The organism is Pseudomonas sp. TH07, from assembly GCF_016651285.1.
Taxonomy (GTDB): domain Bacteria; phylum Pseudomonadota; class Gammaproteobacteria; order Pseudomonadales; family Pseudomonadaceae; genus Aquipseudomonas.
The window spans coordinates 4,554,158-4,569,735 of the sequence record NZ_JAEKED010000001.1; the positions used below are offsets into that span (position 1 = coordinate 4,554,158).

General features: G+C 64.4%; 15 protein-coding genes. 7 read left to right on the plus strand and 8 right to left on the minus strand.

The window, feature by feature from the left end; all coding sequences use genetic code 11:
• Window positions 1-111 precede the first annotated feature (111 nt).
• From JFU57_RS21200 to JFU57_RS21230, 7 genes are all read right to left on the minus strand, one after another.
• The gene (locus JFU57_RS21200) at window positions 112-906 is read right to left on the minus strand and encodes a hypothetical protein (protein WP_078471380.1); all 795 of its coding nucleotides are present in this window, start codon (window positions 904-906) and stop codon (window positions 112-114) included.
• Between the two features lie 166 nt (window positions 907-1,072).
• Window positions 1,073-1,426 carry a DUF2493 domain-containing protein gene (locus JFU57_RS21205; RefSeq protein WP_078471379.1) on the minus strand — a complete coding sequence of 118 codons (354 nt, stop codon included), beginning with the start codon at window positions 1,424-1,426 and terminating at the stop codon, window positions 1,073-1,075.
• The gene (locus JFU57_RS21210) at window positions 1,414-3,117 is read right to left on the minus strand and encodes a Na/Pi cotransporter family protein (protein WP_078471378.1); all 1,704 of its coding nucleotides are present in this window, start codon (window positions 3,115-3,117) and stop codon (window positions 1,414-1,416) included. The genes JFU57_RS21205 and JFU57_RS21210 overlap by 13 nt, the downstream gene beginning before the upstream one ends.
• A 28-nt stretch (window positions 3,118-3,145) precedes the next feature.
• On the minus strand, window positions 3,146-3,352 hold the full coding sequence (locus JFU57_RS21215; RefSeq protein ID WP_078471377.1) for a hypothetical protein: 207 nt from the start codon (window positions 3,350-3,352) through the stop codon (window positions 3,146-3,148).
• A gap of 84 nt (window positions 3,353-3,436) precedes the next feature.
• Complete coding sequence (gene mgtA, locus JFU57_RS21220) at window positions 3,437-6,154, minus strand: magnesium-translocating P-type ATPase (RefSeq protein ID WP_078471376.1); 2,718 nt, start codon at window positions 6,152-6,154, stop codon at window positions 3,437-3,439.
• A 284-nt stretch (window positions 6,155-6,438) separates the two neighbouring features.
• Entirely contained in the window at window positions 6,439-6,729 is a 291-nt protein-coding gene (locus JFU57_RS21225) for a hypothetical protein (protein WP_078471375.1), read from the minus strand.
• Between the two features lie 412 nt (window positions 6,730-7,141).
• Entirely contained in the window at window positions 7,142-7,498 is a 357-nt protein-coding gene (locus tag JFU57_RS21230; RefSeq protein WP_201130677.1) for a hypothetical protein, read from the minus strand.
• Between the two features lie 396 nt (window positions 7,499-7,894).
• On the opposite strand from JFU57_RS21230, the gene JFU57_RS21235 reads away from it, so the two are divergent.
• From JFU57_RS21235 to JFU57_RS21265, 7 genes are all read left to right on the plus strand, one after another.
• Window positions 7,895-8,200, plus strand: a complete 306-nt coding sequence (locus tag JFU57_RS21235) for a hypothetical protein (protein WP_078471373.1) — start codon at window positions 7,895-7,897, stop codon at window positions 8,198-8,200.
• Window positions 8,193-9,098 carry an L-threonate dehydrogenase gene (ltnD, locus tag JFU57_RS21240; RefSeq protein WP_020298321.1) on the plus strand — a complete coding sequence of 302 codons (906 nt, stop codon included), beginning with the start codon at window positions 8,193-8,195 and terminating at the stop codon, window positions 9,096-9,098. The genes JFU57_RS21235 and ltnD overlap by 8 nt, the downstream gene beginning before the upstream one ends.
• A 10-nt stretch (window positions 9,099-9,108) precedes the next feature.
• Window positions 9,109-10,401 (plus strand): 3-oxo-tetronate kinase, encoded by a 1,293-nt coding sequence (gene otnK / locus JFU57_RS21245; RefSeq protein ID WP_201130678.1) that lies wholly within the window; start codon window positions 9,109-9,111, stop codon window positions 10,399-10,401.
• A 20-nt stretch (window positions 10,402-10,421) separates the two neighbouring features.
• A complete protein-coding gene (otnC, locus tag JFU57_RS21250) occupies window positions 10,422-11,060 on the plus strand; it encodes a 3-oxo-tetronate 4-phosphate decarboxylase (RefSeq protein WP_078471552.1) in 639 nt (212 codons plus the stop codon).
• A 176-nt stretch (window positions 11,061-11,236) separates the two neighbouring features.
• A complete protein-coding gene (locus tag JFU57_RS21255; protein WP_201130679.1) occupies window positions 11,237-12,697 on the plus strand; it encodes a GntT/GntP/DsdX family permease in 1,461 nt (486 codons plus the stop codon).
• Window positions 12,698-12,718: 21 nt separating this feature from the next.
• The gene (otnI, locus tag JFU57_RS21260; protein WP_201130680.1) at window positions 12,719-13,501 is read left to right on the plus strand and encodes a 2-oxo-tetronate isomerase; all 783 of its coding nucleotides are present in this window, start codon (window positions 12,719-12,721) and stop codon (window positions 13,499-13,501) included.
• 69 nt (window positions 13,502-13,570) lie between these two features.
• Complete coding sequence (locus tag JFU57_RS21265; protein WP_078471370.1) at window positions 13,571-14,647, plus strand: alpha/beta fold hydrolase; 1,077 nt, start codon at window positions 13,571-13,573, stop codon at window positions 14,645-14,647.
• Between the two features lie 89 nt (window positions 14,648-14,736).
• Here JFU57_RS21265 and JFU57_RS21270 read toward each other — a convergent pair whose 3' ends face one another.
• Window positions 14,737-15,543, minus strand: a complete 807-nt coding sequence (locus tag JFU57_RS21270) for a DeoR/GlpR family DNA-binding transcription regulator (protein ID WP_201130681.1) — start codon at window positions 15,541-15,543, stop codon at window positions 14,737-14,739.
• Between the last annotated feature and the right edge of the window lie 35 nt (window positions 15,544-15,578).

Consider the following 15,578-nt stretch of genomic DNA (forward strand, 5'->3'; position numbering starts at 1 on the left):
GGCTCGGGCCGCATTCGGACGCTGGCCCTGTAAAACGCCGTATTTCTCTCGGGTGGATTACGGCGCCCATGAGGGCCAGCGCAGCCTTGTGCCTCGGCAGCGGCTACAGGGTTAGAAGCGCAGGGTGGCGCCGGTGCTTAGCCAGCGGTCGCGGGTCTGGTTGAGGTTTTGTCCGAGCACGAGGTCGAGGTCGATGCGTTGACCGACATGCAGCCTGGGCCCGGCTTGCCAGGCGTTATCGCCGCCACGCTGGCCGTAGCGTTCGGCGATCAGGGTCAGGCTCTCGGCCAGGTCGTACTCCAGTCCTGTACCCCAGGTCCAGCGGTGATTGCGCTGGCCGTCATCGTAGGCATGGCTCCAGCCGGCGTTGAGGTTCAGGCGCAGGGCCTGGATGGGCGAGTAGGTCAGGGGCAGGTTGAAGTCGGCGCCGTCAAAGGCGTGGCTGCGGTTCAGGGCCACGTGCGCCGAGGTGGCCAGGGCCAGTTGCAGGCCGAGGTCTTCACGGTCCCACAATTGCGCCTTGAGCTGCGGGCTCAGTTGCGTCTCGGAAGCGCCGTCTTCCCGGCCGTGCTGCACTTCGACGCCCAGTTGGGCCCAGGGCAGGGCCTGGAAGGTGCAGGCCGGCGACAGCACGGTCTGCTGGCTGGAATGGTCATGCCGATTGCTCTGGTGCCAGAGGTCGACGTTGCATTCCCCCGGGGCGTTGATCCCGCCATCGTCCACCACATAGGCACCCCCCGCGGCACGTGCGGTGGAGAACAGGGACAGCAGCACGATCAACACCAGGATCAGGCTGATGAACTGCAGGTTACGCCGCAGCATCCGTACCCGGGACGGCGGCAGGCTGTTGCTGATGGAAGTGAATGGGCCCGGGTTGGGGGCGCTATGACGCTTGGGCTTGAGCATGGTGGAACTCCGTCAGGGTCGGGGCGATGCGCCCTGCGTGCTGGCACGCAGGGGGCGTTCGAAAGGGGACGCAGGTGGTGAGCGGATCAAGGCTCGCAAAGGGGGCACAGCGCCTGCTGGGTTCTTCGTTCATGAGGAAGGCTCGTTGTGGGTGGAAAGGGGTGGGTTATTGCCGGTCAGTGACCGACAGGGTCTGAATGCCCTGGGCCTTGGCCCGGGCCAGCAGCTCTTCGGTGTCCTCGCCGCCGGGCAAGGCAATCACCAGGTCCGGGCGACTGTCCTTGAGCATGAAGGCATTGCGCAGGCGCTCGGCGTGCTTGCCGTGGAGCTGCCAGTTGGGCGGATAGCGCACGATGTCGGCACCGATCTCTCGGGCCCAGTCTTCGATTTCCGCCCCCAGGAACTGGCTGCCGCCGTGAATCAGCACCCGCACTTCGTGCATGCGCTGGAAGGCTTCCAGCACCCGCCGGCACAGGTGGGTGTCGGCGTAGTGGCGCCCGGCGCAGATCAGGATGCGCATTGCTCTGGTTCCTTGCGGTCAATGGTGTCGGGAGCGTCTGCCAGGCCGTCACCGGCCAGGCTGCTGTTGATGTCGCGTTCCCCGGCGCGTTCCAGGGCCGGGTACGCCAGGGCGGCGATGTGGTGATGCACGCGGCGGTAGTCGCGCAGCAGGCGCTGGAAAATATCGCCGGACTCGGCCCAGGCGCTCTTGTCTTCGCGCAAGGTCCGGAAGTGCTCGCGACTGGCCATGGCTTCGAGCCTTCTCACCACTTCCTTGCGGCTGACCAGCTGGTGTGCGGTGGGCAGGTCTTCGCGCAGGAACACGGTCACCGCCAGGCTCAGGCTTTCGAGGACTTCACGGTGCAACGGGTACAGGGTGCCGAGTTCGAAGGCCGAGAAGTGCTCGCCCCGACGCAGGCGCCGCGCCGCCAATTGCGCGAGGCTGGTGGAGAGAATGTCGCCGGCGTGTTCCAGGTTGATCACGAACATCAGGATCTCCTGGGAACGGTCGGCATCCTGGTCGCTGATGCCCTCCTTGCCGATATCCGCCAGGTAGGCGCGGATCGCCGCGCTGAGCAGGTCCAGGGACTGGTCGATGCGCCGCACTTCATCGGCGCTGGCCTGCTCCGAAGTGCGCAGCAGTTGCAGCACCCGGCTGAGCATGCTCGACAGCATGTCGGCCATGCGCAGGGCTTCGCGGGCGGCGTTGGCCAGGCCGATGTTGGCCACTTCCAGGCCGGATTCGTCCAGGTACAGCGGCATCCCGGGGTCGACCACCCGCTCGGGCTCCGGCAGCAGCCGGGTGAGCAGGGCGGCAAGGGGCCCGGTGAGGCCGATGAACAGCAGGGCCAGCACCAGGCTGAAGGCGCTGTGCACACCCACCACCAGCAGTGCCGGCGGCAGTTGGCCGAGAAGTTGGGGCTGGGCCAGCAACGGCACCCAGGGCAACAGCATCAGCACCCCGCTCAGGCGCACCAGAAAATTGCCCAGGGGCAGGCGCCGGGCCACGCTGGAGCCGGCGTTGACCAGCGAAGGCAGGGCGCCGCCGATGTTCACCCCCAGCACCAGGGCCATGCTGGTGGAGGGTGAAAGCAGGCCGGCGCCGGCCAGGGACGCAACCAGCAACACCACCGCGACGCTGGAGTGGCAGACCCAGGCCAGCACCGTGGCCACCAGCAGCGCCAGCAGCAGTTCGCCGTCCAGGCTGCGCATCAGCAGTTGGAATATCGCCGAGCCTTCGACGTCGCCCAGGGTGGCGCCGAGCATGCGCAGGGCCAGCAGCATCAGGCCCAGGCCGATCAGGGCGCAGCCCAGGCTTTCGAAGCGTGAGTCGTCCCGCAGGCGGAACACGATAAAGCCGACCAGCAGCACCAGCGGGGTGACGATCGAGATATCGAAACTCAGCAGTTGCACCACCAGGGTCGAGCCGATATTGGCGCCCAGCATCACTGCCAGCGCCGGCGCCAGGCTCAGGGTCCCGGCGGCGGTAAAAGAGGTGGCCATCAGGCTGACGGCGGTGCTGCTCTGCAGCACCCCAGTGATGCCGATGCCACAGGCCAGGGCCATCCAGCGGTTTGTCAGGTTTTGCCCCAGCCACTGACGCAACTGCGTGCCGAAACCGCGCAGCAGGGCCGAGGAAATCATATGGGTGCCCCACAGCAACAGGGCGATGGAACCAGCGAGATTGATTAGCAGAGTAGTTCCCGACATGAGGACTCTCCTTGAACTGTTTCATTGTCTAGCGGGCCGCAACCCGGATCGAGGTGCGGTTGATGGCGCTGCTGAACGCCAGGAGAAATCGGACTTCAACCGCGCTCAGCCAGCCCCTGGCATAGAGCCGGACGCTGAGGGCGGTGAGTAGCCTGGCGCTGTTCGACAGGCCGATCACCAGCAGTGCACGCAGGGCCCGATCAAGTGGTTGCCACAGGTATTGGATCAGTCGCATTGCTGTTCTCCCCAGGGTGTTGGGAGGAGCCGTTGCCGATCCAGGGTGGCCGCCAAACCGGCCGGCCACCCTGGGCTCAGGTGCTTAGAACCACTGCTTGAAGCGGCGGATGTAGATGGTCTTCATGGTCTGGGCCACGACGCAGTAGCAGAGCAGGGTGCCGACCAGCCACGGGAAGTATTCCCACGGCAGCGGTACCAGGCCGACCATCGCGCCCAGCGGCGAGAACGGTACGTAGATCCCCAGCGCCATCACCAGGCCGGTGGCCAGCATTACCGGCAACGCAGCGGTGCTCTGGATGAACGGGATCTTGCGGGTCCGCAGCATGTGCACCACCAGGGTCTGCGACAGCAGGCCTTCGATGAACCAGCCGGATTGGAACAGGGCGGCCATTTCCACGCTGTTGGCGGCGAACACGAACCACATCAGGGCGAAGGTGGAGATGTCGAAGATCGACGAGGTTGGCCCGATCCACAGCATGAAACGGCCAATGTTGTTGGCGTCCCACTTGCGCGGCTTGCTCAGGTATTCCTTGTCCATCTTGTCCCACGGCAGGGCCAGCTGGGAGAAGTCGTACATCAGGTTTTGCAACAGCAGGTGGATCGCCAGCATCGGCAGGAACGGGATGAAGGCACTGGCCACCAGCACCGAGAACACGTTGCCGAAGTTGGAGCTGGCGGTCATGTTCAGGTACTTCATGATGTTGCCGAAGGTCTCGCGACCCTTGATCACCCCTTCCTCCAGCACCATCAGGCTCTTTTCCAGGAGGATGATATCTGCCGATTCCTTGGCGATATCGGTCCCGCTGTCCACCGAGATACCGACGTCGGCATCGCGCAGCGCCGGAGCATCGTTGATACCGTCGCCGAGGAAGCCCACGGTGTGCCCGTTGGCCTGCAGGGCCTTGAGCACCCGGGATTTCTGCAGTGGGGTCAGCTTGGCAAAGACCGTGCGCTCTTCCACCAGGCGGCTGAGGGACACGTCATCCATTTGCTCGATGTCGCGACCCAGTACCGGCACGCCGACTTCCAGGCCGACTTCGCGGCAGATCTTGGCGGTGACGATCGGGTTGTCGCCGGTCAGGACTTTGACCACTACGCCGTTTTCACGCAGGGCGGCAATGGCCGGACCAGCGGTTTCCTTGGGCGGATCGAGGAAGGTCAGCAGGCCTTCGATGACCAGCTCGCGTTCGTCGCTGGCGTTGTACTGCGTACGGATCGCGTCGGGTGCCAGGTCGCGGGTGCCCACCAGCAGCACGCGGAAACCGTCGCGGTTGTATTCCTCGGCCTGCTCCAGCAGTGCGGCGCGGCGCTCGGCGTCGAGTTCGACGACCTTGCCGTCCTGGCGTACCTGGGTGGCGGTTTCGAGCATTTCCTCGACCGCGCCCTTGCACACCATCAGGTGATGGCCGGTGTCGTCCGCGAGGATCACCGAGAGACGGCGACGCACGAAGTCAAACGGCAGTTCGTCGACCTTGGTCCAGGCCTGGGGCGGGCTGAACTTGGGGTTTTCTTCGGCGAAGCGCACCACGGCGCGGTCCATCAGGTTTTTCATGCCGCTCTGGTGGTAGCTGTTGAGCCAGGCCAGTTGCAGCACCTGGTCGCAGCGCCCGCCGGCAATGTCGACGTGACGTTCGAGGATGATCCGGTCCTGGGTCAGGGTGCCGGTCTTGTCGGTGCAGAGCACGTCCATGGCGCCGAAGTTCTGGATCGCATTCAGGCGCTTGACCACCACCTTGCGCTTGGCCATGGCGGCGGCGCCCTTGGCCAGGTTGGCGCTGACGATCATCGGCAGCATTTCCGGGGTCAGGCCGACGGCCACCGCCAGGGCGAACATGAAGGCTTCGGTCCAGTCACCCTTGGTGAAGCCGTTGATCAGCAGCACGATCGGCACCATCACCAGCATGAAGCGGATCAGCAGCCAGCTGACGCTGTTGACCCCACGGTCGAACGCAGTCTGGGTGCGGGTGCCGACAATGGAGCGGGCCAGAGAACCGAAGTAGGTGCGCGAACCGGTGGCCACCACCACGGCCGTGGCGGTGCCGCTGACCACGTTGGTGCCCATGAAGCAGATGTTCGGCAGGTCGAGCAGGTCCTGCTGGTCGGCGGCGACGCTGCTGGCGGACTTTTCCTGGACCGCGCCCAGGGTGTCGTACTTCTCCACCGGCAAGGCTTCGCCGGTCAGCACGGCCTGGCTGATAAACAGATCACGGGATTCGATCAGGCGGATATCGGCCGGGATCATGTCGCCCGCCGACAGGCGCACGATGTCGCCCACGACCAGGTCGCGCATCGGCACTTCGCGCAGTTGGGCCTGCATGCCCATTTGCTCGCGGCGCAGGACTGCGGCGGTGGTCCGCACCATGGCCTTGAGGGCCTCGGCGGCCTTGGCCGAACGGTGTTCCTGCCAGAAGCGCATCAGGCCGCTGGCCAGGACCATGACCAGGACAATGATGACCCCGGTGAGGTCGGTTTCTTCGCCGTCTTGCAGCGGCAGCCAGAAGTCAGTGATGAAGCTGATGCCGGTCAGGGTCATCAGCACATAGATGAAGGGGTTGTTGAAGGCCTGGAGCAATTGCACCAGGGCGTGGGGTGGGTGGTCGTGGGCCACTTCGTTGAAGCCGTCCCGGTGCAGTCGGCCCTCGGCGTCGAGTTCGGTCAGGCCATTGGTGTTGGATTTGACGTTGCCCAGGGTCACGTCAAGGCTGTTCTGGGCTTCCCGGGCCGCACGCATCGACAGCTTGTTTTCGTCGCTGGACGCGTTGCCGTTGTGGGCCTTGGGTTTTTTTACTGCTGTAGTCATTGCGTGTGCTCCTGCCGCAGTCTTGCGGCACGACACACAAACAACTCACCTGATTAAAGACGAGCGAAAGTATGTCGAGCCGCAAGTAAGCGATCGATTCAGGTAGTTGCGTGTTATTGGTTTTAACGTTCGCTGCATACTCCGTGACAATGGATATACAGCGAACCTACTACTGGCCTCTTCCATAACAGGCTCCCATTGATTTGATTTAAAGCGGGCAACAGTAAGTTGCCGAATTCCTTATATAAGGAAAACGCTCGGGAAGAACACGAAGTGTCTTCGGATCAGTGGAAAGTGCGGGTTCCGAGGTACAGGCTGTAGATCATCCCGGCCTGCTGGAACAGCTGCGCGATACTCCGACTCGGTGGGTCCTGGCTGTCATCGACACACCAGCGTTGCTGGAGCTGACCGGTGGCCGGGCAGACGCGCCAATTGGACCGCAGGTGGGCCTGGGTACGGGCGCAGGGGGTGGAGAAGGGCGAGCGTGCCGCGACGCTGCGCTCACGGCACAGCTTGACGCGCATCGTCGAAGCAAAGGCGCGTACGCCTGGCATTACTGTGGATTTGAAGTTCATAACATTACCTCGCGACCGGACTGGCTCCGGTGGAGGCAAGTTACGATGGAGCATCAAGCTCTAGCGCAGCTCACCCGACCGAAGAGTCGAGTCCCGTCATTGCCTGGGTTAGTGCCTGGTTCTGCGCAGAGGCAGCGGCCAGACAGCGTCTAGATACTGTGTCCATTGGCTTCTTTAGTGAGTTGAAAAATGGCCGGTGTTGCCGGCCCGCGCAATTTACTGGCGAGGGGGGTTGAAGTCAACATTAAAACCACCCGGATGAGTGTATTAATTGGCGTCAGACAGGAAATGTACAGGAAGTCGGCTGATTTATGGCAGTGTGCTATTTGTTGTCGTGGTTCATTGCGCCGTTATTACAAGTCAGTGCTCAGGGACTATATCCGTGAGCACTGTTGTAATTAATGAAGGGAGATTATGGCGCGCTCAATTGCCGGGATATATCCCGATAAGTCTGACTGTCGGTGGCAGCCAGTAATTGCCGACCGTCATTGAAGGTGCCGAGAAACGTCACTTCGGTCTGGGTGCCTGCCATCAGGTAACCGGCAATTGCGCCCACCGGCCCCAGGAGCATTGCCCCGGCGATGCCGAAGCCCAGTGCATCCTTGTTGGCGACGGAATCCTGGGTGGCGATTTCCAGGGTCTTGAAGGCCGAGGCCTTGAGCACCACGCCGGGGGAAGTATTGAAGGCGGTCTTCAGCTTGAAGCTGCCGTTGCGGTATTCGCCATCACCTTGCAGGAAGTCACCTGCGAGAACTTGGATCGTTGCCATGTCGAATCATCCTTATCCAAACATTGCGGGACTCAGCATCAGGCACCAGCCCGGCAAGGGGGTCAACGCCAGTGCGATGAGGGGCGCTACCGTCAGTCGGTGGCCCTGTGTCCTGAGCATTGACCCGGCCCTGGGCGCTTGAACTGATCCAGGTCAGGGTTGCAGGCGCTGTTCGGCCGATGATCGAGGCTGGCCGACGCGCGGTAGAACCGTCGCGCCCCTGACGCCGAGCGGGCGGTATCGGTGGTGGCGGTTGCGCAGCGAGGCAGGTTGGGGAGGGTGGGTGTGTGAGTGGCGATGTTAAAAAATGTTAGATTGAAAAATAACTTCACATAATCCGTTCATTGGTGGATTATCTGTTCCAACCTGACAACAAAACCAAGCAGGATGGCCCTCATGTACGACAAGGCCCCGTTGCACCCGCCGAGCGCCAAGGCTCCTCGGTCGACCCACACCCACTCTTTGCATGCCTCGCTGCGCGTTGCCCGCCCCGAACCCGTCGAGCTGCTGGCCGCCGCCTTTGGCGTCAGCCCCGCGGTAATCCGGCACGCCGTATCGCTGCTCGCAGCTCCCGTCGCCGCACAGGCGCTGCCCGGGAGCGCGCTGATCAGCGCCAACCTCTATTCCCTCGACGCGGCCCGCCGCCTGCGCGCTGCCGCGCAGGGTACGCCGTCGCCTATTTCTGGAGTTGCTCATGAATAACAAAAACGTCGGTGTCGTCGGTCTCGGTGCCATGGGCCTGGGTATCGCCCGCTCGCTATTGCGCAGCGGCTTCAATGTGCATGCCTGCGATGTGCGCGCCGCGGTCACCGAGCAATTCGCCAGTGAAGGCGGGGTGGCTTGTGCCAGCGCCGCGCAGATGGCCGCCGAATGTGACGTGATCATCACCGTGGTGGTGAACGCCGAGCAGACTGAAAGCGTGTTGTTCGGCGACGGTGCGGCGGTTGCGGCCCTGCGCCCCGGCAGCCTGGTGATCGGCTGTGCCACCGTGGCCCCGACCTACGCCGTGGACCTCGGGCAGCGCCTGGCCGAGCAAGGCCTGCTGTACCTCGATGCGCCGATCTCCGGTGGTGCGGCCAAGGCTGCGGCCGGCGAAATGACCATGATGACCTCGGGTCCGGCCGAAGCCTACGCCAAGGCCGAGGCGATCCTGGCCGGCATGGCGGGCAAGGTCTACCGCCTGGGCGATGCCCATGGCCTGGGGTCCAAGGTCAAGATCATCAACCAGTTGCTGGCCGGGGTGCACATTGCCGCCTCCGCCGAAGCCATGGCCCTGGGCCTGCGTGAAGGGGTCGACGCCGACGCCCTGTACGAAGTGATCACCCACAGCGCTGGCAACTCGTGGATGTTTGAAAACCGCGTGCCGCACATCCTCAAGGCCGACTACACGCCGCTGTCCGCGGTGGATATTTTCGTCAAGGACCTGGGCCTGGTCCTGGATACCGCCCGCGCCAGCAAATTCCCGCTGCCGCTGTCGGCCACCGCGCACCAGATGTTCATGCAGGCTTCCAGCGCCGGTTTCGGGCGTGAGGATGACTCGGCCGTGATCAAGATTTTCCCGGGCATCGAGTTGCCGACCGCCAAGCCCGAGTCTGTGTGAGGACCGCCCCATGAGCCCGACCCTTTCCCGCCCGTTGCTGGGCTGCATCGCCGATGACTTCACCGGCGCCACCGACCTGGCCAACATGCTGGTTCGCGGCGGCATGCGCACGGTGCAAAGCATCGGCATCCCCAGTCGCGAAGTGGCGGCGGGGCTGGATGCCGACGCCATCGTCATCGCCCTCAAATCCCGCACCACGCCGGTCAATGACGCGGTGGCCGAGTCCCTCGCCGCACTGAACTGGCTGCGCGAGCAAGGTTGCGAGCAGATCTTCTTCAAGTACTGCTCGACTTTCGATTCCACCGCCGCCGGCAATATCGGCCAGGTCAGCGAGGCCTTGCTCAAGGCCCTGGGCAGTGACTTCACCCTGGCCTGCCCGGCATTTCCGGAGAACGGCCGGACCCTTTTCCGTGGCCACCTGTTTGTCCAGGACCAGTTGCTCAGCGAGTCGGGCATGCAGCATCACCCGTTGACGCCGATGACCGACGCCAACCTGGTGCGCGTACTGCAATCCCAGACCACGCAGAAGGTTGGCCTGTTGCGCTACGACAGCATCGCCCAGGGCGTCGAGGCGGTTCGGACGAGGATCGCCGAACTGCGGGCCCAGGGCGTGGGCATGGCCATCGCCGATGCGCTGTCCGACCAGGACCTCTATACCCTGGGCGCCGCCTGCGCCGACCTGCCGTTGCTGACCGGTGGCTCGGGGTTGGCCCTGGGCCTGCCGGAGAACTTCCGCCGTGCCGGCAAGCTGCGAGACTTCGATGTGTCGAGCCTGCCGACCGTTGCCGGTGGCGAAGTGGTCCTGGCCGGCAGTGCCTCGGTAGCGACCATTGGCCAGGTTGCGGCCTGGCTTGAAGCCGATCGCCCGGCCCTGCGTATCAATCCGATGGCCCTGGCGGCCGGCGAACCGGTGGTGGCGCAAGCCCTGGCCTTTGCCCGCGAGCACCAGCACACCGTGTTGATCTACGCCACCAGCACCCCGGACGAGGTCAAGGCGGTGCAGCAGCAACTGGGTGTCGAGCGTGCCGGGGCCCTGGTGGAAAATGCCCTGGGCGAGATCGCCAAGGGGCTGCGCCAGGCTGGCGTGCGGCGCTTTGTGATTGCCGGTGGCGAAACTTCCGGTGCGGTGGTCAAGGCCCTGGGCGTGCAGCTGTTGCAGATCGGCGCGCAGATCGACCCAGGCGTGCCGGCCACTGTCAGCGGGGGCGACGAGCCGCTGGCCCTGGCCTTGAAATCCGGCAACTTCGGCGGTCGGGATTTCTTCGCCAAGGCCCTCAAGCAACTGGCTGGAGATGCCCAATGAGCACGGCAGTCAAAAGCGCCCTGAGCAAGGAAAACGCCCTGCGCGAAGAGATCTGCGACGTCGGTCGCAGCCTCTATCAGCGCGGCTATACCGTGGGCAGCGCGGGCAATATCAGTGCGCGCCTGGACGATGGCTGGCTGATCACCCCGACCGATGTCTGCCTCGGGCGCCTGGACCCGGCGGCCATCGCCAAGGTCAACCTGGCGGGGGAGTGGGTGTCCGGCGACAAGCCGTCCAAGACCCTGGCCCTGCATCGCCAGGTCTACGATCGCAACCCGGGCGTGGGCGGGGTGGTGCACACCCATTCCACGCACCTGGTGGCACTGACCCTGGCCGGTGTCTGGCAGGCGGATGACATCCTGCCGCCGCTGACCCCGTACCAGGTAATGAAGGTCGGGCACATCCCGTTGATCGGTTACCAGCGCCCCGGTTCGCCGAAGGTCGCCGAGCAGGTTGCGCAACTGGCCAACCGGGTGCGTGGCGTGATGCTTGAGCGCCTGGGCCCGGTGGTCTGGGAAAGCTCGGTGTCCAGGGCCAGCTACGCCCTGGAAGAGCTCGAAGAAACCGCGCGCCTGTGGCTGATGACCCAGCCCCGGCCGGAACCGCTGAGCCAGGCGGCCCTGGACGAGCTGCGCGAGACCTTCGGTGCCGCCTGGTAGGGCACCGGTATTCACTTGACCCAACGTAAATGCAGGCAGGCCATGGGAGACGCGTCGCGACTCCGGTGGAGACCGGTCTGCCTGAAAAACAATAACAACAGGACTTCACCCATGACGTATCCCGACTGCAGTCTCGTTAACACACTACCCCAGGTCTGCGACGGAGGGCTGGCATCATGAGCCCGCTGATCCTGATGCTGATCGCCGGCGTGGGCATCGCCATGCTGTTGTTCCTGGTGCTCAAGTACAAGTTCCAGCCCTTTGTCGCGCTGATGCTGGTGAGCATCCTGGTGGCGCTGGTGGCCGGGGTCAAACCGGCAGACCTGGTGGCCACCATTGAAGGCGGCATGGGCAAGACCCTGGGCCACATCGCGATCATCATTGCCCTGGGCGCGATGATCGGACGCATCATCGAGCTTTCCGGTGGTGCCGAGGCCCTGGCCAAGACCCTGATCGAACGCTTCGGCAACCGCCGTACGCCGCTGGCGCTGACCATTGCCGGCTTCATCATCGGCGTGCCGGTGTTCTTCGAGGTCGGGGTCATCATCCTGATGCCGCTGGCCTATGGCCTGGCCCGCAAGGCGCGCAAGCCGCTGCTGATCTTCGCCCTGCCGATGTGTGCGGCGCTGCTCACCGTGCACGCGTTCCTGCCGCCTCATCCGGGCGCCGTGGCCGCCGCCAGCCAACTGGGCGCGGACCTGGGCCGGGTGCTGATGTTCGGCCTGCCGCTGACCGCTTTCCTGTGCTACGTCGGCTACCGTGTGGCCGGGCGCATGACCCGTCGCTTCTACCCGATGACTGACGATATCCGTGCGGAAGTCTATGGCCCCCACGTTACCAACGCCGACCTCGAAGCCTGGAACAACGGCTCCAGCCAAACCAGCGCCCAGGCCACCGCGGCCGTGTCCCACATGGGCCTGGAAGAGTCCACCAGCAGCATCGTATCCAAGCTGCCGCCGGCGCCACCACCGGGTTTCGGCCTGATCGTCAGCCTGATTCTGCTGCCGATCATACTGATTCTCCTGGGCACCCTGGCCACTTCGCTGTTGCCCCCAGAGTCGACCTTGCGCGGGATCATGACCGTGCTCGGCGCGCCCCTGGTGGCGCTGTTGATCGACACCTTGCTCTGTGCCTGGCTGCTGGGTTCGCGTCGCGGCTGGAGCCGTTCCCAGGTGTCGGATGTGATCGGTTCGGCCCTGCCGGGCGTGGCCATGGTGATCCTGATCGCCGGTGCCGGCGGTGTGTTCGGCAAGGTCCTGGTGGACACCGGGATCGGTGCCGTGGTCTCCGACATGTTGCGCACCACCGGCCTGCCGGTGCTGGCCCTGGGCTTTTTGCTGACCATGTTGCTGCGTGCGGTGCAAGGTTCGACCACCGTGGCCCTGGTGACCACCGCCGGGATCATCGCGCCGCTGATCGCGACCCTCAACCTGACCCCCAACCACATGGCCCTGCTGTGCCTGGCCATGGGCGGTGGCGGGTTGGCGATGTCCCACATCAACGACGCCGGCTACTGGATCTTCACCAAGCTGGCCGGGCTTAATGTCGCCGACGGCCTGCGTACCTGGACCGTGATCACCACCTTGCTCGGCACCTTGGGTTTCTTGATTACCCTGTTGATCTGGCCTTTTGTCTGACCCTTTGTCCCAGGAGTTAACATGCCTCGTTTTGCTGCCAACCTCAGCATGCTTTACCCGGAACACGAGTTTCTCGACCGTTTCGCCGCCGCCGCGGCCGATGGTTTCGAAGCGGTGGAGTACCTGTTTCCGTACGACTACAGCGCCCAGGAACTCAAACAGCGCCTGAGCGACAACGGCCTGGTCCAGGCCTTGTTCAACGCGCCACCGGGCGACTGGGCGGCGGGCGAGCGGGGCACCGTGAGCCTGCCCGGGCGCGAGAGCGAATTCCGCGCCGGTTTCGACCGCGCCCTGGAATACGCCGCCGTGCTGGGCAACTCGCGGATCCACGTGATGGCCGGCTTGCTGCCGTCCGAAAGCGACCGCGCGCGGCACCACGGCGTGTACCTGGAAAACCTGGCCTATGCCAGTGCCCAGGCGGCCAAGGTCGGGATCACGGTATTGCTCGAACCGATCAATACCCGTGACATGCCGGGATTTTTCCTCAATCGCCAGGACCAGGCCCAGGCCATCTGCCGGGAAGTCGGGGCCAGCAACCTCAAGGTGCAGTTCGACTGCTACCACTGCCAGATCGTCGAAGGCGACCTGGCGGTCAAGCTGCGTCGGGATTTTGCCGGCATTGGCCATATCCAGATCGCCGGCGTGCCGGACCGTCACGAGCCGGACCTCGGGGAACTGAACTACCCGTACCTGTTCAACCTCATCGACGAGCTGGGGTATGACGGCTGGATCGGCTGCGAATACCGCCCACGGGGCGACACCTCGGCCGGCCTGCAATGGCTGCGCGACTGGAAGGCCCGCTAAACCCTCGATGCCCCCCCTGTGCGCCGCTCGCGCAGGGGCTCCCAGAACAAAAATAACAGGACTCATCCCATGCAGCGCTTCGCTTCCCGGCCCGCTATCGGGCTGCTGTTTTCCCTGCTTTTCGCCGGCTCCACCCTCAGCGCCGCGCCCTTGCCGGCGGCCACCGAAGGAGACTGGGTAGCCCCCGAGTTCACCTTCCATAGCGGTGAAAAGCTGGCCAACCTGAAACTGCACTACATCACCCTCGGCAATCCGAAAAACCCGGCCATCCTCTACCTGCACGGCACCTACCGCCCTGGCAGCGATGTGCTGAGCAAGGATTTTGGCGGCGAACTGTTCGGCCCCGGCCAGCCGCTGGACGCCAGCAAGTACTACATCATTTCCACCGATGGCATCGGCGTCGGCCAGTCGAGCAAACCCTCGGACGGGCTGCGCACCAAATTCCCCGCGTACAACTACGCGGACATGGTCCAGGCCCAATACCGGCTGGTGACCGAGGGCCTGGGGGTCAAGCACCTGCGGCTGGTCATCGGCAATTCCATGGGTGGCATGCAGACCTGGATGTGGGGCCAGACCTGGCCGCAGATGATGGATGCCCTGGTGCCCATGGCTTCGCAGCCGACCGAGATGTCGTCGCGCAACTGGATGATGCGCCGGCTGCTGGTGGAGTCGATCAAGCAGGACCCGGCCTGGAACAACGGCAACTACAGCGCCCAGCCGCCGTCCCTGCGCCTGGCCAATGCGCTGTTCAGCGTCGGCACCAGCGGCGGCACCCTGGCGTATCAGGCGGCTGCACCGACCCGGGCCCTGGCCGACAAACTGGTGGATGAACGCCTCGCCGCGGCGCAAAGCGCCGACGCCAATGACTTTATCTACCAGTGGCAATCGTCCGCCGACTACAACGCGGCCCCGGGCCTCGGCAAAATCCAGGCCCCGGTGCTGGCGATCAACTCGGCTGATGACGAGCGCAACCCGCCGGAAACCGGAACCCTGGAAGCCTCGCTGCGCCAGCTCAAGAACGCGCGGCTAGTGCTGATCCCGGCCAGCGCCGAGACCCGCGGCCACGGCACCACCGGCATGGCCAGGTTCTACGCCAGGGAGCTGGGCCAGTTCATGCAACAAACCGAAAAAGCCCACCCCCTGTAGCCGCTGCCGAGGCATGAGGCTGCGCTGGCCGGGGCTGTCGTCGTGGTGTGTCAGGTGTATGGATGTCGCGTCAGCGGCTGCAGGGTCGTTTACTCGGGGAGCAGCAGCTCGACGCCTTGTTTGCGAATCCCGTCTGCTGCTGCCGGGGCCAGGGCGGCGTCGCTGATGATGACGTCGAACTGCTCCAGGCCGGCGATGCGGTACATGCTGAAGGTGCCGTATTTCGAACTGCTGGCCACCAGCACCACCTGGGACGCCGACTGCATGGCCACCTGCTTGACCTCGACCTTCAGCGCCGAAGGAGTGGTGATGCCACGGCGCGGATCCCAGGAGCTGGTGGACATAAAGGCAATGTCGGTCACCATCTGGCGCAGGGTGGTCACGGCCAGGCCGCCGACGCAGGAATGGTTGGAGTGGTCGAGCTGGCCACCGGTGTGGATCACCGTCACCTGCGGCGCCTCCATCAACGCTTGCACCACCCCGAAGTCATTGGTGACCACGGTCATGCCCGAGAGCGCCTTGATGTAGGGCACGATTTCCAGGGTGCTGGTGCCTGCATCCAGGTACACCGTCATGTCCGGGCGCAACAGGCGGGCGGCCAATTTGGCCATGGCCTGCTTCTGCGGCAGCTCGACCACCGCCTTGGACTGGTGGCTTGGCTCGCTGTGCAACTGGCTGGCGATGCGCACCCCACCGGTTACCGAATAGGCCCGGCCTTCCTGCTCCAGCAGGGCGATATCGCGGCGCACGGTCATGTGCGAGCAATCGAACATTTCCATCAACTGATGCACGCTCAGCACCTGGTGCTTGCGCAACTGACGCAGGATCTGCTCGCGACGTTGCTCCGGAATCATCGGCGCGCCATTGTCGGTGGCGATGTCCTTGGGATTGGGCATTCGGGCTCCAGGGTGGCTTGACTGCACAGGCAGGA